The organism is Rhizobium leguminosarum, from assembly GCF_004123835.1.
GTDB lineage: Bacteria > Pseudomonadota > Alphaproteobacteria > Rhizobiales > Rhizobiaceae > Rhizobium > Rhizobium leguminosarum_M.
Map to the genome: position 1 here is coordinate 317,311 of NZ_MZMU01000019.1, position 13,564 is coordinate 330,874.

A 13,564-nucleotide genomic window follows, 5' to 3' on the forward strand; every position below is an offset into this window, starting at 1 on the left:
GCGATGATCTTTCGCTATCTCCTCTATTTTCCGGCGAACCTCGTGTTCGTGCTGCTGTCATATCTTCTGTCGCCCGCACTTGCTGCCCTATCTCTGCTGACCGGGCCGCGGCTCCCCGGCATCCTGCAATGGTTCTCCACGCTCGACGCTGATCTGGACGGCGGCATATCCCAGCGCGTGAAGGGATATGAGCCCGATCTCACCGGCTGGGATCTCTGGTGGCAACGAACCTGCTGGATCTGCCGCAATCCCGCCCATGGCTGGCAGTCGGAACTGCTCGGAATGCCGGCGTTCGGAACTATCATCGCCCAGCAGTGGATTAGCGAAGACCCGAAACAGCAAATCTACCTGATGCAGACGGCGAGGGGTGTGCGCTTCTTCTGCTTCAAGCGCGATCAACCGCTGTTCGGCGGGTTCTATCTCAAGCTCTGGTTCGGCTGGGTGAACAAGTCCTACGACGGCCGGAACCATCACTACGCATTCCAAATCGGGCCGAAGCGGCGGTAGACCTCCATGCTCGTCAACAACTGGCGCGAGGTGCTTAATTGGGCCTGGTCGGTGCGCCTGATGGCCAGCCATGCGGGCACCTTAGCATTTCACGTAAATCATGTAGGTCCTGGCAGGGCGACCCAGATCGGATGTGCCGGTCTCGATCACAGATTCCTTAATGATGCGACCGGCAGGGCATCGCGTCTTCAGATAATTAAGTGCGTGGCGTTCGCGGTCTTCTTTGTCTTCCGGATTGTACCCGACGTCGGGGGTGTTGCTCATTTGCAGAGCGTGGTCCGCTCCGGGGACCGGAACGGGGGCTACCTCGATGTCACCGCTCTGCGTCTGGCACCCTGCCAGCGCAACCGATAGTACCAGTACAAGAGCCTTTGCCTGCATGATCGGGTCTCCTTCCCCAAATCGGTTGTAGATCAGCAAGGCATTCAGAAACAAGCGCGCCTCATCGGCCACCACCCACAATCTGGAGTTTATCCATGCTCGTCCATAACTGGAGGCGCGTTCTCGCGCGCTCCCTGTCGCTTTGGTGCGTCTATTTTGCGGGAGCCTTTGAACTCGCGCCGTACATCGTCCCGTATCTCGATGGCTACATCCCACCGTGGCTGTCGATCGTCCTCCCGCTGCTTTCCATCCCGGCTCGCGTAATCGATCAGAGGCTTTCCAATGGCAAATAGGATGAAGAAGGGCAGCGCAGTCGCTGCAATGGCCGTGGCTTTGGTCGGCTCGTTCGAAGGGCTTCGGCAGAACGCCTATCCCGATCCGGCGACCCAAGGCAAGCCGTGGACGATCTGCTACGGCAGCACGAACGGGGTGAAGCCTGGCGACCGCAAGACGGTTGAGCAGTGCAAGGCGCTTCTGTCGCTCGAGCTGCAAACCTACGCTGCCGGTATTGAGCGCTGCGTCAAGGTTCCTCTGCCGGATGCGCGCTTCGTCGCCCTGACTTCATTCGGATATAACGTCGGCATTAAAGCCGCCTGCGGTTCCAGCGCGATCAAGCTCATCAACCTGGGCAAGACCGCCGAAGGCTGCGAGGCGCTTTTGAAGTGGAACCGCGCCGCGGGGATCGTCTTCCCCGGCCTGACCAGGCGCCGGCAGAAGGAACGCCAGTTCTGCTTGGAGGGCCTGTGATGCTCTCCCTAATCCCCGACGTCATAAAGCTGCCGGTCGCCATCACCCTCGGCGCCGTCCTTGCCTTTTATCCGGCCCGCTGGCTTGGGCAGTCCGAAGGCAGGCAGATGGCCGCAACAGCCGCCCTCACGAAATCCGTCCAGGTTCTGCGCGAAAGGAACACGATCGATGATGAAGTTTCCACTTCTGATGCTGCTGCTTTGTGCGCTGATCTCGGGCTGTCAGACGACGACAAAGCAGAGTGCGTGCGACGGGTTCTCTCGCCTGACCCCGAGCCTGCAGACGTCGGTCACGATCCTGAAGACGGATCGGCCGTTCGCCAACCAGATTGTCAGCCACAATAAATTCGGCGCCGCTCAAGGCTGCTGGGAGTAGACGCCCATGATGAATGCCATCTCGCTCGCCCTGACGAAACCCATGGGCGGGGTGCCCGCAATTCCCCCTCCATGGGTGCCCGACCCCGATCGCTATATGCCGGCTGCCACGGGCACCCGCTGGCCGGCCGGCTTCACGCAAACTTATGCGGCCGGCTTAAATTACCAATGTTCCAAGCTCTTCTTCGGCTCGCCTGATTATGAGATCAATGATTTCCTTATTCCGTTCGTGGGCTTCGGCTGCACGGAAGGAAGCCTCGCACCGCAAGAGACAATCTTGCCGAATGCCGACATCCTGATCGACGAAGTGTTCTTTATCCATCCGAACGGCACGGAATACCCGGTGCTTTTCGGCGGCAACGCGGCTGCTACCGTCACGGCGTCGACCGGCATTGTCTATGGGCAAGTGACGCTCCCGAGTGCGCTGCCGGCGTGGTCCGTTTTCGGCATCAGAACCGTATGGCATGGCACGGTTGGGCAGACCTACATTGGCGGCTACCGCTGTCAGCGCCACCGGAACGAAAAATATTGGGCGGCGACTGACTTGGCGTCTGTTCAGGCGCTGGCCGTGGCGAACGGCGCAAGCACGCCAGCCAGGGACACGTTCTATAATACCGTGGGGAACGAGAGCAATTCGCAGCCACTCGCCTATGGTCCTGCGATGGTCTTGGCCAAGGGGTGGGACGGCCGGCCGGTTCCGATGGTTCTGTCCGATAGCCTCATCGAGCGTCAGGAGATTGCCGCCACCGCCGATGCCAGGCGCAACATGGGCATGTGGCTGCGCTGGCTTGATGTCCGAGATCCGGTATGGGGGAGTATCATACCCCTCGTCATGGGCGTCCCCGGTTCGAAGTCGGTGCAGGAACTGGCGACATCGGCAACCAAGCGCTGGGCCATGATCGACGCGATCCGAGACACATACAACGGCGGCAAGAATATCTGGACGTTCGTTCTCGATCAGTCCGGCCGCAACGATAACAGCGCCACGCCAAGCACATGGTCGAACGCCAAGCTCGGCTTGGTCGACCGCGTCAAGACGCGCTATGGGGCGGGCATCCATGTCGTCGGCGTCACCCTAATTCCGACCATGACCGCCTCGTCGGACAGCGGCCGGACGGTCGCGGGCTATACCGTTCCCGCCTTATGGACAACCACGTTGACGACGGTGAACAACACCATCAAGGCGAGTTCTCGTTACGCCAAGGTCATCGATCAGCTGCTTGCCTTCACGGCCGACACTGATCCGACGAAGTCGACGGCGGCCGAAATGTTCCCTCTGGGGAATGTCGTTGGACATCCCGGCAACCAGGACGGCGTGACGACATGGGACACGATCAAGTTGCCGGCTTCGGTTCCGAACGGCACTCGCATCATGTTCGAATATCAGCCTGGTCTTTGGACATCGAGAACCACCTACGACCGCGTAGACAATGGCGATGGGACGGCGGACTATAAGGTCATTGAAGTCTTTGCCACCAATGTCCAGGACAATGCGGCGCTGCTCGCCCATGGCATGAACCTCGACGTTTCGTCTTACGTCCATCCGGTGCTGCAGGGGGTCTTGCGATTTGTCAGCCGACTGCCGCAATCCGAAAAGCTGAAATTCTATCCGTAGGCGAACGCATGACATCCAATGACGACATCCTTCGCGCGCTCGGCCGGGTCGAAGGCAGATTGACCGGAATCGAGGATAGCGTTTCCCACCTTCGCGAGGAGGTAAGCGACGAAAAGGATAGTGCCCATGAAAGTCGTTCCGTCATCCACAGACGGCTCGACGAGCAGGCCAAGCAAATCCATCTCCTCGACATGACGATAACGGTCAGCAGTGGCGTCGATGGCCAGATCCGCGAGGAGATCAAAAGCGTCAAGGAGACCGTCGAGAAGAACCACGAAGCGGTCGCCCCCACTCTCGAGGAGTGGAAAAAAATGAAGACCCTCGGCTACGGCATCTCGGGGCTCATCGCCTTCGCCGGCCTAACAGTAGGCGGTATTGTCGCCTACATGAGCGACGGCGCGGTTGCAGCACTGCGGCACTGGCTGAAAATCAACTGATCCTTGACCACTTCAGAAAAGGAGCCCCGGCTAAGCGGGGCTAGTTATGGGGTGTTACAGGAGTGGACCGCACAGAGTATCGAAGTGCATGGCTGTTCTAATACACACCTCCGCACGGCCCTAGGCGGTTACGATCGGCGGCGCCTTTTGTTCCCGAGGCGACAGAATTCTTTTGATCAGTCGCACCAATCGGGTCGCCTAAGCCGGCGATGGTACTGTGGCAGCCTTCAGCATTGGCCGAAAAAACTGACACTGAGGTGTGACGGGAGCGGGCCGCTCAGCGTAAAACTGAACGACCCGCGGTGCAGGGGTTTGGATCGAGCGGCCACGGCGGTGACCCAATCGTGTATCCGGCCTAGTCGCCTGTTTGGGGCGCTGGTCCAGGTGCGAAGCGGGAAGTAGGCGGCAAAGCGGCTCCGCGCACTCTAGTCGGTGCGGATTTTGTCCCGGCCTGTCCTACTTCATACTTATCACGCGTGCCGTTTATGCCGTCCTGCACCTATTGATGTTGTTTAAGAATGGGCTTAGCTGGGAATTAAGCACCCGCTCGTTCACCCGGCGCTTCATAGCTTCCGCCCTTGGTGAGCAACGCCCAGACAATCCTTGCGGTCTTGTTCGCTACTGCGATTGCCGCCACTTTCAGCGGACGCCCATCCATAAGCCTTCGCAGCCACGTCCATGGCGTTCCACGTCTGCGAGCGGCAATGAGTACCGACACAGCTCCCAAGTAAAGAAGGGAGCGCAGCTCGGGGTTGCCCATCTTAGAGATGCGCCCACATCGCAGTCTCTCACCGCTTGAATTGAGTTTCGGCGTGAGGCCGAGCCATGCTGAAAAGTGGCGAGCGGATTTGAATGTGGCAGGATCAGGCACGTAGGCCTTTATGGTCGATGCTGTCAGAGTTCCGATACCGGGAATCGCTGTCAGGCGGCGAATATCGTCATCTCGCTTTCCTTCTGACGCGATCTGTCTATCAATGCGCTCAATTCGCGAGGTTAGCACCTCAATCTCAGCGAGGATCTCATCAAGCACGAACCGTGCCGCCGGAGGAATGCGAGGATCGCCCTTGTCTGGAATTGCAGCCGCCAGTTTGCTGACGTTGGGTATGCCACGATCTGCAACGAGGCCGAATTCAGTCATGTGACCGCGCAGCGCGTTGATCGCGTTTGCCCTCTGGCGCACAAACAAGACCCGCGTCCGCAAAACCATTGCTGCCGCCTGCTCCGTTGCCGTCTTCAGCCGAACCGACCGGATATCAGGTCGCCTCATGGCTTGGCTGATGGCTAAGGCGTCGCCGGCATCAGTTTTTCCGCGGGTGACAAACGGCTTCACATATTGCCCCGGCAATATTCGCACCTCATGCCCCAATGCGCTGATCTCGCGCCCCCAGTAGTGCGCGCTTCCGCAGGCTTCCATCGCCACGATACAAGGGGCAAGTTTCTCGAAGAACGGCCGAACCTCGCTCCGTCGTAATTTCCGATTGAATAGCGTAGCGCCCTGCGCGTCCGCGCCGTGGACCTGAAATACCTGCTTGGCTATGTCCAACCCGATTGTCGCAATCTTGTCCATGCTCCGATCCTCTTGTTGAAGTTGCGGGAGCAATCTTTGCTTGGAACATGTAAGCTGTGTGATCCTCCTCGATCATGCGTTCCGAGATTTCAGGTTTCTGCCGCCTCGCTCGCCTTTTTGCGGATTCACGTCGCTTTCGCGCAACAGTTCCGCATTGTCGTTTGCTGTAAATGCTGTAAATGCCGCACAAGCGGTAGATGGTCATGGCGACGGCTGCTGAATCCACCCATCATGGACGTGTGCATAGCACGTCATAAATACCGGTCGTTTCGCCGCTTCGGGCTCTACGTGCGTGCGAGACCTTCCTTCATAGCTTCGTCACTTTCTTCAACATTCGTTCGATAGGCTCCCAGTCTAAGAAAGGATCGCCTATACTGCTTGACAGTCTAGTTGTACCGTGGAACCAAGTTGGGGAGGCAGTGATAATGAATGTTGGGAACGACGAGTCAGGGACAAAGTCAAAAACAACTGTCACAGGGGGCATCGTCGGCAAAGATATAGTCGCAGCCGTCATCGATTTGACCAAATCAGCGTTATGGCCGGCACTCGCTTTTACCATGCTTATAGTATTCTACGAGCCTGTACTGACTATTTTAGATGCGTTATCGCGGCGAGCGAATCAAATTGAATCGCTCAAGTTGGGTGCCCTGGAGATAAACATAAAGTTGTCGAACCTGCCATCCGCTTCGCCACATGTAGCGGAGGCCATAACTGGGCTTGATGCGGTTAGCATCGAAACCTTACTTAGCAAAGATCCGAATTCAGCGACTGGATATTGCGATCTTTTCGGGAAGCGCAACGAGGGACGGCTCGCTGCGGTGAGGAAACTTGAAGCAGCAAAGCTCTTCGTCGCGAAGCCCAAGGATGGCACGACCTGGTGCGGTCCTGGCTTGGACCTGACGCTGACAGAACTTGGAAAGCAATCCCAGGATTTTATTTTTAAATTGATAGCCAGTCAGATTGGCGCGGCCAACTAGCGCGTTCAAATACCGCTGATCGCTCATTGTCTTCGCGGATTATTGGGTGCCGTGCATATCGACTAGGCATTCCCGTCCACTTGGCCGTCTTCATCAAGATCATGCACCGGCAGATAGGTGTTCTTCTCCATCCACTCCCGGACGATGAACCTGATCGTGTCGTTGCGCGTCATGCTAAGCTCACCGGCCAGGTCGCGTAAGGCTTCCTCGACGTCATCCTCCATCGAGACGGTGCCGGCATTGCGCAGCCGCAGTGCCGCGCGGCGCAGCATGATCTGGAGATCCGCGCGCGAGATATCTGCGATCCGATCAGCGGCATCTTCGAGGAGGGTGGCTGTATCTGAGGAGGTCGTCACTTGTTCATCCGTCCGCGCCTGAAGTGAGTTTCTTACTGCCTCACCGGTTGTTGCCGCCCAGTCTTTTTCCGCTGGTCAAGCTTAAGCCGAAGAGCCTCCTTAGCAGTTACCCGGGGCGGTGCCTGCACGGCATTCCTCACGGTACACTTTTCGATCATTCTACGGATGCCGTTTCGGGTGACGAAATCTTTGTTGGCGATCCGGATGATCTCCAACGTTCCCTTTCGGCTCTCCGTGCGTAAAGATGATTTCGTGAGATGATCGTGCAAAAAAATTCTACAGGCCTTTGCCAACGGCACGAGGTCGTCGTCGCCAAATTCTTCGTCGCGGTCGTTCATGTTCCCGACTCCTGCGAAGCTGCAAACCCTTCGTCTGTGAGCATATAATAGCCGATCCGATCTGGATAATTCTCCTGCGGGAATGTCTCAATGAATCCCCTGATCTTCAGCCTTTCTTCGGTATCTGGTCCGCAATCCTTCACGTCGCGCCAATGGATTTTGATGGCGGGTCCAATCGATGCGAGATATTTCAATGCTTTGATCTCTCGCTTGCCAAGTTTGGTTCCGGGTATGCCCGCTGCCCATTCTTCATGAGCTTTCGCCCTAAGGCGCCGCATGTCATCCTCGTTCATCGTCTCTGGGTCAAACCCAAGGCTTTCGTAGAAAACGTTAACAGGATGCTTTGGATCATCAATGACGGGGTAACCGCCGGCTCCGTTCCGAGGCTCTGCAATTTGATTTGAGGCCGTTTTCCAGCTGCCAGGCTCGACCTCGTTCGTCGCGTAGGTCGTGCAGAAAGGGGTGTTTTGGTCTAATGACAGCAACCACTCGTCCAGGCGCAGCCGAAGATAGCGCTCACCTTTCGCAGAATCGGTAAACCCGATCGGCTTTACAGGACATAGTTTGCGGAACAACTCATAAGATAGCCCACAGTATGCGGCCGCCATTCCTTTGTTCAGGGCGGCGGGCCAATAGGGGAGGCGGTCTGCATCCTTCATGTGCACGCTCAATCATCCCAGTAGTTCGTCTTAGGCGGTGGATCGCCTTCCGGGTCATGTAGATCGTCGGGGAAGGGATAAAGGGCCTCGGATATGAGATTTGATTGGATCTGCTCTACAGTCGTCCTCGCTTCGAGCTCCCTAACGCGACCCTCAGCCCACTCAATCATCCGACGGTATTCCGGCGGAAGGTGGTCTGCCTTGGGGACTGCATCTATCGTGGCCCGCAGGTCGGCGACTTCGCGGCGGATACCAGCGACCGATTGAAGATAAGCCAGGCGCTGTTCTTCCCGCTTTGATCGCTTTTCGGCGAGCTCGCGTCTATGGCGAAGTGCGTTGCGGCGGCGGTCCTTTTCGGCGGCTATGCGGTCGGCGTCGGCATTGGCAGTGAGGATGAGGCGTACGCCGTCGACAAAGTCAGCCAGCGAGCCCTCAACCGTCTGGCTCTTTCCATCAGACCACGACTTCCGAAGGCCCTGCGTCCAGCCCTCGCAGGCCAGAGTAAGCTTGCCCGTGTATACAATGTCAAATTCAGGCCATGGCTCAATTCGTCCGAAAAGAGACCAGATATTTCGAGCTCGTTCTCTTTCACGCTTTGCCTTTAGTCGTTGATATTCTGCTTGTTCCTCCGGTGTAGGCTCATGTTTGACGCGCCGCCTTTCTTCGCTCAACGAAATGGTCGCCGAACCAATCTCGCAGTCCAAGATCATCCGACCTTCCTTGATGAAAACATGCACGCCTTTGCCTTCACACACATTCGCAAGATTATGCACTATGGTGACTGCTCGTTCCCGACTACGCTCGTGCACGACGATGCCTGAGGAACGAATTACGCCATCGCTATCCGGTTTCGCCTTTCGCAGCTGTTTGGCTACCGACGCGATCGATTTGTGCGGGTTCTCCCCTGGCTCCTCTATGAGCGGGGGCACCTTGGCTCCCTGCCTCGCTTGCTTCGCCTTTTCAGCTTTTGCCGCGACGACGGCCGTTAAAGCCCCTTGGCTGAGCCGACGTTGGGAACGCCCAATGTGGACTGTGTGTAAAGCCTCGTTCTGGACGCTTCTGAGCGGTGATTTCTTGACGCGGTGGCCAGCCTCGAGTTTTGCCCAGTAGCCTCGTGGTGGAACCGGCACTAAATGCTTAGCGCACGTCTTAGCGAGTCCTTTATCGGACAATCCATATTCGGCCGCGAGCTTCTGCATCGGGGTCGACCACACAAGCTCATGTAGTTCTTCGCGGGTTAGTACGCGCTTAATCTCTTCCATCGGCTGCCGCTTCATCCGAGCTTGATGTGGGTGAAATTGCCGAGTGGGGTCGGCGGAGTCAACTGGCAGAAAAGCCAGTGGAAGCCATAATTATGGCCTCCCTCTACTCGTTGATTTGGTTCCGCTCGTAGCTGTCGACGTCTTTCCACTTAATCCGCATTAATTTGCCGCCAACGCGGAAATACGGCAATTGGCCCGATGCCATCATGTTGCGAACGTGACGTTCCGAACAACACCGTCGTTCGGCAAGTGACTTTGGTGTGAATGGCTTATGGCTTTCGGCCTCGTCGCTCATTGCTAGCCCTCAGTTTGACCAATTCAGCATATGAGCCAACCGCGGGCGCGGCAATCGCTGCCGGTTTCGGCCTCGACGCCTCCAGAAGCAGGGCGACGTCATTGTCCGTCAAGATCATCCTGTTGCCGACGATGGAGCAGGCGCCGATTTCCCGCGCGAGCGCGCGAAGTTTCCGCGGCGACCAGCCGAAATGTGTGGCTATCTCTTCGGGGGTGTTCGCCGGCAGAGCCATGACTCATTCCTTACCAACCACGCGGACGCCCGGGCGACCGTGGTTCAGGAATTCGATCCCCTCTGCCTCGAGGACGCGTTGAACGACCTGAACGTTTGCTGCACGACCGGCGATCGGCCCGTTACCCACACTCTCCATGTTCCGAATAGTGTTGACGTTCAAGCCAGCCTTTTCTGCGAGCTCTTTCTGCTCAATTTCTGCCAGAATACGGGCGGCCTTGAGCTGGTTTCCAGTTGTCAGCATTCGGAAAATACCTCTTAAAACGATAAACATAGTTATAGCACCTAGTTTTCGTTTGACAAACCTAGTTTTCATAACTAGGTTAATGGCGATAGTTAACGCTGATCCGCCATATACCGGGAGTATAAAATGCCGAACTATGCAATTCCGGCAGCCGCCGAAGGCTTGCCAAAAATCAGCAGACGCACTCTTCTCGGTGCTTTGACGGCCGCCATTCCAGCAGCAGCAGCTCCAGCGGTCGCAAATACCTTCAACTGGAATGCTTTCTTTGCCGAGGCAACTCCAGCGGAACTAGCCCGCTTTCACGCCAACGCCCTCGCCGAGGCAATGGCCACAATGCATCCCGAGCTGTCGTGGCGCCATGTTATCGACCACAAGGTTCAGTTCGTTCTCGTCGTGGGCGACGAACGGCCGGCCGTTCCAGTTCGTCAGGAGGTGTGAGCATGCGCATCTCGCGGTTGGTGCATATACTTGGCTCGATGAGCGAAGCCGAAAAACTCGGCATCGTCGCCAGAGTCAACCATCGTGCGAATATTGAAGCCTGTATTGAGGATCTGATCGGCATTCTCGACTTCATGGACGGCGACGAGAACCTGGAACCTGACAACGACAATGAACCCAGCCTCGGCGCCCCTGAGCATGTCACGCAAACCCATTGGTATATGCCGGTGGGTTCGGAACAGACCGACCTGGAAATCGAAGACGAGAACGACGAGGACGGCGGGGACTCCGAGCCGAACGGCGACGAGCTGGACAGCAGCTTCTCCGAAGATGGATAGCAACCTCGAAGCAATGGTCTCGCCTACCATACGTCCGCCGACGTCCAAGGGCTTCTTACGCCAATTGGGGGAAGGGACGAGGGAACGACGGTTTATCTGGTGGATATTTACTTAGTAAAAACAGATAGTTATGTCGATCGGAATGGCGCACCCGACAGGATTCGAACCTGTGACCTTTGGAATCGGAATCCAACACTCTATCCAGCTGAGCTACGGGTGCATGCCTAAGGCGGTTTGAATCGCCTGTCCGATGGGTGGTTCTTAGCCTAGCTTGCGGCTGGCTTCAATCGCGAAATTCTCAGAAATACGGGTGCTTGCGGTTTGGCGGGTGTTTTTATCCGTCAGCCTGGGAACGTTACATAAAAAAACTCCGCCGGCCTTGCGGGCGGCGGAGCGTAATTGTCGCGGGCTGTCGCCTTTCGGCGATCAGATCTGCATGGCGCCGGGGCCTGGGATGGCCTTTGGCGGCACCTTGCCGAGGATGATCATGCCGAGGACTTCATCCTTGGTCACGTCCTCGGTGCGGGCGTGGCCGACGACCTGGCCGTTCTTCATCACCGAGACGCGGTCGGCGAGGTCGAAGACGTCGTGGATGTCGTGGCTGATGAGGAAGATGCCGATGCCTTCCTTCTTCAGCTGTTTGATCAGCTCGCCGACCTGCGCCGTCTCCTGCGGCCCGAGCGCTGCCGTCGGCTCGTCCATGATCAGGATGCGGGCGTTGAAGAGGATCGCACGAGCGATCGCCACCGACTGCCGCTGGCCGCCCGAGAGCGCCTTCACCGGCTCCTTGAAGCGTTTGAAGTTGGGGTTGAGCCGCCCCATCACCTCGCGGGCCGAGGCTTCCATCGCGACGTCGTCGAGCGTGCCCCAGCGGGTCTTCAGTTCGCGGCCGAGATAGAGGTTGGCGGCGGCGTCGACATTATCGGCGACGGCGAGCGTCTGGTAGATCGTCTCGATGCCGTATTTCTTGGCATCGCGCGGATTGCGGATGTCGGCCGGTTCGCCGTTGATCACGATTTCGCCGCCATCGCGCTTGTAGGCGCCGGAGAGGATCTTGATCAGCGTCGACTTGCCGGCGCCGTTGTGGCCAAGCAGGGCGACCACCTCGCCGGGGTAGAGATCGACCGAGGCATTGTCGACGGCGTGGATGCCGCCGAAGGAGATCGAGATGTTTTTCAGTTCCACGAGGGGAGTGCGTTGATCAGCCATATCTAGGGCTCCTCTCACTTGGCACGGGAGCGGTAAACGGTGTCGAGCCAGACCGCCACGACGAGGACGGTGCCGACGACGACGCTCTGCAGCGGCGTATCGACATGCGCCAGCACCATGCCCGACTGCAGCGACTGCATGACGAGCGCGCCAAGCATGGCGCCGGCGATGGTGCCGGTGCCGCCCGCCAGCGACGTTCCGCCGATGACGGCGGCGGCGATGGTGTAGAGCTCGTCGAGCGTACCCTGCGAGTTCGTTGCGGCGTTGAGGCGGGCGGTGGAGATTGCCGCTGCAATGGCTGCGAGAATGCCCATCAGCGCGAAGATGCGCACGGTGACCCAGCGGGTCTTGATGCCGGCGAGCTCTGCCGCTTCGGGGTTGCCGCCGATCGCGAAGACATAGCGGCCGAAGCGCAGCCGTGTCGCGATGAAGGTCATGATGATGCCGACGACGATGGCGATCAGCACCGGCACGGCGATGCCGTAGGGGATATCCAGGCCGGTCTCGGGCCAGGGAATATTGTTGGTCTCGGCATATTTCTTGGCGATGTTGATCGGCCAGTAATAGCTGTTGGCGATCCAGACCGCGCCGAGGATGAGCACGCAGCTCAGGATGGCGAGGAAATATTCAGCCCACATCGGCCGGCGCGGGAAACCGAAGCGCCGCCGCTGCCGGCGCGAGCCGACGATGCTTGCGATGACGAAGAGGCAGGCGCAGATGCCGACGATCCAGCTCCAGGTGGCGCCGATCGAGCCTTCCGCGCCGCCGCCCATGATGCGGAAGGTCTGGTCCATCGGGGCAACCGTCTGGCCGCTGGTGACGAGCCAGGTGGCGCCGCGCCAGACGAGCAGGCCGCCGAGCGTGACGATGAAGGAGGGAACGTTGAGGAAGGCGATGATGATGCCCTGGAAGGCGCCGATCAGGCAGCCTGCCGCCAATCCAACCAGCAGCGTGATCGCCCAGGTGAAGGGGCTGTCGAAGCCGATATATTCCGGCAGGATCTTGGCCTGCGTCACGCCCATGATCATGCCGCAGAGGCCGAGCACGGAACCGACCGAAAGGTCGATGTTGCGGGTGACGATGATCAGCACCATGCCCGTCGTCATGACGGCGATGTCGGTCGTCTGGACCGAGAGGTTCCAGAGATTGCGCGGGGTCAGGAAGAGGCCGCCGGTGATGATGTGGAAACCGATCCAGATGATGATCAGCGCGCCGATCATGCCGAGCAGACGTGTGTCGATCTCGGTGGCGCGGAAGAAGCGGGTCACCGGACTGGCTTCCGCCGCTCGCGGTCCGCTTGATGTTGTGGATTTTACCATTTCGGCCATGGGTTTGCCGTTCCCCCACTTTGTTTGGACGGACGCGCCAGCGTGCTAGAGGCTGCCATCGGCGTCATGCGTCTGTTCTTCAACTCACCATCGCGATGCTTCCGGAAACCGGTCGCGTGGCGTCGCGACACCCTTCCGGCAGGGAATGAAAACCCGCGATGGTGCGGCGAGGCGGAGAAAACTTCGTCGTTGGAGTTCTCATCCGCATCCGGCGCCGCAGCGGTGTTCCGCTGCGGCGCCGGCAATTTCAGTTCAGCCTTG

Annotated in this window: 18 protein-coding genes and 1 tRNA gene; 8 read left to right on the plus strand and 11 right to left on the minus strand. The window is 58.3% G+C overall.

Features of this window, described 5'->3' with window-relative positions; translation table 11 throughout:
- The first annotated feature begins 3 nt into the window (after positions 1-3).
- Positions 4-507 carry a DUF7338 family protein gene (locus B5P46_RS28380; RefSeq protein WP_129421626.1) on the plus strand — a complete coding sequence of 168 codons (504 nt, stop codon included), beginning with the start codon at positions 4-6 and terminating at the stop codon, positions 505-507.
- Between the two features lie 81 nt (positions 508-588).
- On the opposite strand, the gene B5P46_RS28385 is transcribed toward B5P46_RS28380, so the two are convergent.
- Positions 589-969 (minus strand): hypothetical protein, encoded by a 381-nt coding sequence (locus B5P46_RS28385; protein ID WP_129421627.1) that lies wholly within the window; start codon positions 967-969, stop codon positions 589-591.
- Positions 970-1,170: 201 nt separating this feature from the next.
- On the opposite strand from B5P46_RS28385, the gene B5P46_RS28395 reads away from it, so the two are divergent.
- The 4 genes from B5P46_RS28395 to B5P46_RS28410 are packed head-to-tail and all read left to right on the plus strand — an operon-like array spanning position 1,171 to position 4,061.
- Positions 1,171-1,635, plus strand: a complete 465-nt coding sequence (locus tag B5P46_RS28395; RefSeq protein ID WP_129421629.1) for a lysozyme — start codon at positions 1,171-1,173, stop codon at positions 1,633-1,635.
- Positions 1,635-1,979, plus strand: a complete 345-nt coding sequence (locus B5P46_RS34625; RefSeq protein WP_164986561.1) for a hypothetical protein — start codon at positions 1,635-1,637, stop codon at positions 1,977-1,979. Before B5P46_RS28395 ends, B5P46_RS34625 begins: the two co-directional genes overlap by 1 nt.
- 37 nt (positions 1,980-2,016) lie before the next feature.
- Positions 2,017-3,624 (plus strand): hypothetical protein, encoded by a 1,608-nt coding sequence (locus B5P46_RS28405; RefSeq protein WP_129421631.1) that lies wholly within the window; start codon positions 2,017-2,019, stop codon positions 3,622-3,624.
- Between the two features lie 8 nt (positions 3,625-3,632).
- Positions 3,633-4,061, plus strand: coding sequence for a DUF1515 domain-containing protein (locus B5P46_RS28410; protein WP_129421632.1), 429 nt, complete (start codon positions 3,633-3,635; stop codon positions 4,059-4,061).
- 535 nt (positions 4,062-4,596) lie between these two features.
- On the opposite strand, the gene B5P46_RS28415 is transcribed toward B5P46_RS28410, so the two are convergent.
- Positions 4,597-5,628: an IS110 family transposase gene (locus tag B5P46_RS28415; RefSeq protein WP_129421633.1), complete on the minus strand. Its 1,032-nt coding sequence runs from the start codon at positions 5,626-5,628 to the stop codon at positions 4,597-4,599.
- A gap of 425 nt (positions 5,629-6,053) precedes the next feature.
- Here B5P46_RS28415 and B5P46_RS28420 point away from each other — a divergent pair, with 425 nt between their 5' ends.
- Positions 6,054-6,605 carry a hypothetical protein gene (locus B5P46_RS28420; protein WP_129421634.1) on the plus strand — a complete coding sequence of 184 codons (552 nt, stop codon included), beginning with the start codon at positions 6,054-6,056 and terminating at the stop codon, positions 6,603-6,605.
- A 62-nt stretch (positions 6,606-6,667) separates the two neighbouring features.
- On the opposite strand, the gene B5P46_RS28425 is transcribed toward B5P46_RS28420, so the two are convergent.
- The 6 genes from B5P46_RS28425 to B5P46_RS28460 all read right to left on the minus strand — a co-directional run bounded on the left by B5P46_RS28425 (position 6,668) and on the right by B5P46_RS28460 (position 9,990).
- Positions 6,668-6,961 (minus strand): CopG family transcriptional regulator, encoded by a 294-nt coding sequence (locus B5P46_RS28425; RefSeq protein WP_129421635.1) that lies wholly within the window; start codon positions 6,959-6,961, stop codon positions 6,668-6,670.
- Positions 6,962-6,993: 32 nt separating this feature from the next.
- Entirely contained in the window at positions 6,994-7,299 is a 306-nt protein-coding gene (locus B5P46_RS28430) for a hypothetical protein (RefSeq protein ID WP_129421636.1), read from the minus strand.
- Positions 7,296-7,958 carry a hypothetical protein gene (locus B5P46_RS35185; RefSeq protein ID WP_245456316.1) on the minus strand — a complete coding sequence of 221 codons (663 nt, stop codon included), beginning with the start codon at positions 7,956-7,958 and terminating at the stop codon, positions 7,296-7,298. The genes B5P46_RS28430 and B5P46_RS35185 overlap by 4 nt, the downstream gene beginning before the upstream one ends.
- A gap of 8 nt (positions 7,959-7,966) precedes the next feature.
- Positions 7,967-9,220 carry a hypothetical protein gene (locus B5P46_RS28445; RefSeq protein WP_129421637.1) on the minus strand — a complete coding sequence of 418 codons (1,254 nt, stop codon included), beginning with the start codon at positions 9,218-9,220 and terminating at the stop codon, positions 7,967-7,969.
- A gap of 103 nt (positions 9,221-9,323) precedes the next feature.
- Positions 9,324-9,515 carry an excisionase family DNA-binding protein gene (locus B5P46_RS35595; RefSeq protein ID WP_129421638.1) on the minus strand — a complete coding sequence of 64 codons (192 nt, stop codon included), beginning with the start codon at positions 9,513-9,515 and terminating at the stop codon, positions 9,324-9,326.
- Between the two features lie 235 nt (positions 9,516-9,750).
- Positions 9,751-9,990, minus strand: a complete 240-nt coding sequence (locus B5P46_RS28460) for a helix-turn-helix domain-containing protein (protein ID WP_129421640.1) — start codon at positions 9,988-9,990, stop codon at positions 9,751-9,753.
- Between the two features lie 126 nt (positions 9,991-10,116).
- Between B5P46_RS28460 and B5P46_RS28465 the strand changes: the two genes are divergently transcribed.
- Both B5P46_RS28465 and B5P46_RS28470 read left to right on the plus strand, forming a co-directional pair.
- Positions 10,117-10,428 carry a hypothetical protein gene (locus tag B5P46_RS28465; protein ID WP_129421641.1) on the plus strand — a complete coding sequence of 104 codons (312 nt, stop codon included), beginning with the start codon at positions 10,117-10,119 and terminating at the stop codon, positions 10,426-10,428.
- Positions 10,429-10,430: 2 nt separating this feature from the next.
- The gene (locus B5P46_RS28470) at positions 10,431-10,766 is read left to right on the plus strand and encodes a hypothetical protein (protein WP_129421642.1); all 336 of its coding nucleotides are present in this window, start codon (positions 10,431-10,433) and stop codon (positions 10,764-10,766) included.
- A 143-nt stretch (positions 10,767-10,909) separates the two neighbouring features.
- Here B5P46_RS28470 and B5P46_RS28475 read toward each other — a convergent pair.
- From B5P46_RS28475 to B5P46_RS28485, 3 genes are all read right to left on the minus strand, one after another.
- Positions 10,910-10,986 (minus strand) — tRNA-Arg (locus B5P46_RS28475).
- Between the two features lie 206 nt (positions 10,987-11,192).
- Positions 11,193-11,975: an ATP-binding cassette domain-containing protein gene (locus tag B5P46_RS28480; RefSeq protein ID WP_129421643.1), complete on the minus strand. Its 783-nt coding sequence runs from the start codon at positions 11,973-11,975 to the stop codon at positions 11,193-11,195.
- 14 nt (positions 11,976-11,989) lie between these two features.
- On the minus strand, positions 11,990-13,303 hold the full coding sequence (locus tag B5P46_RS28485) for a sugar ABC transporter permease (RefSeq protein WP_129421644.1): 1,314 nt from the start codon (positions 13,301-13,303) through the stop codon (positions 11,990-11,992).
- Between the last annotated feature and the right edge of the window lie 261 nt (positions 13,304-13,564).

Bases quoted from the DNA above. Each gene is read 5' to 3' on its own strand.
- B5P46_RS28465 (WP_129421641.1), top strand. From the start codon at position 10,117: ATGCCGAACTATGCAATTCCGGCAGCCGCCGAAGGCTTGCCAAAAATC.
- B5P46_RS28445 (WP_129421637.1), bottom strand. From the start codon at position 9,220: ATGGAAGAGATTAAGCGCGTACTAACCCGCGAAGAACTACATGAGCTT.
- B5P46_RS28415 (WP_129421633.1), bottom strand. From the start codon at position 5,628: ATGGACAAGATTGCGACAATCGGGTTGGACATAGCCAAGCAGGTATTT.
- B5P46_RS28380 (WP_129421626.1), top strand. From the start codon at position 4: ATGATCTTTCGCTATCTCCTCTATTTTCCGGCGAACCTCGTGTTCGTG.
- B5P46_RS28470 (WP_129421642.1), top strand. From the start codon at position 10,431: ATGCGCATCTCGCGGTTGGTGCATATACTTGGCTCGATGAGCGAAGCC.
- B5P46_RS28430 (WP_129421636.1), bottom strand. From the start codon at position 7,299: ATGAACGACCGCGACGAAGAATTTGGCGACGACGACCTCGTGCCGTTG.
- B5P46_RS35595 (WP_129421638.1), bottom strand. From the start codon at position 9,515: ATGAGCGACGAGGCCGAAAGCCATAAGCCATTCACACCAAAGTCACTT.
- B5P46_RS28480 (WP_129421643.1), bottom strand. From the start codon at position 11,975: ATGGCTGATCAACGCACTCCCCTCGTGGAACTGAAAAACATCTCGATC.
- B5P46_RS35185 (WP_245456316.1), bottom strand. From the start codon at position 7,958: ATGAAGGATGCAGACCGCCTCCCCTATTGGCCCGCCGCCCTGAACAAA.
- B5P46_RS28405 (WP_129421631.1), top strand. From the start codon at position 2,017: ATGATGAATGCCATCTCGCTCGCCCTGACGAAACCCATGGGCGGGGTG.
- B5P46_RS28410 (WP_129421632.1), top strand. From the start codon at position 3,633: ATGACATCCAATGACGACATCCTTCGCGCGCTCGGCCGGGTCGAAGGC.
- B5P46_RS28485 (WP_129421644.1), bottom strand. From the start codon at position 13,303: ATGGCCGAAATGGTAAAATCCACAACATCAAGCGGACCGCGAGCGGCG.
- B5P46_RS28420 (WP_129421634.1), top strand. From the start codon at position 6,054: ATGAATGTTGGGAACGACGAGTCAGGGACAAAGTCAAAAACAACTGTC.
- B5P46_RS28460 (WP_129421640.1), bottom strand. From the start codon at position 9,990: ATGCTGACAACTGGAAACCAGCTCAAGGCCGCCCGTATTCTGGCAGAA.
- B5P46_RS34625 (WP_164986561.1), top strand. From the start codon at position 1,635: ATGCTCTCCCTAATCCCCGACGTCATAAAGCTGCCGGTCGCCATCACC.
- B5P46_RS28395 (WP_129421629.1), top strand. From the start codon at position 1,171: ATGGCAAATAGGATGAAGAAGGGCAGCGCAGTCGCTGCAATGGCCGTG.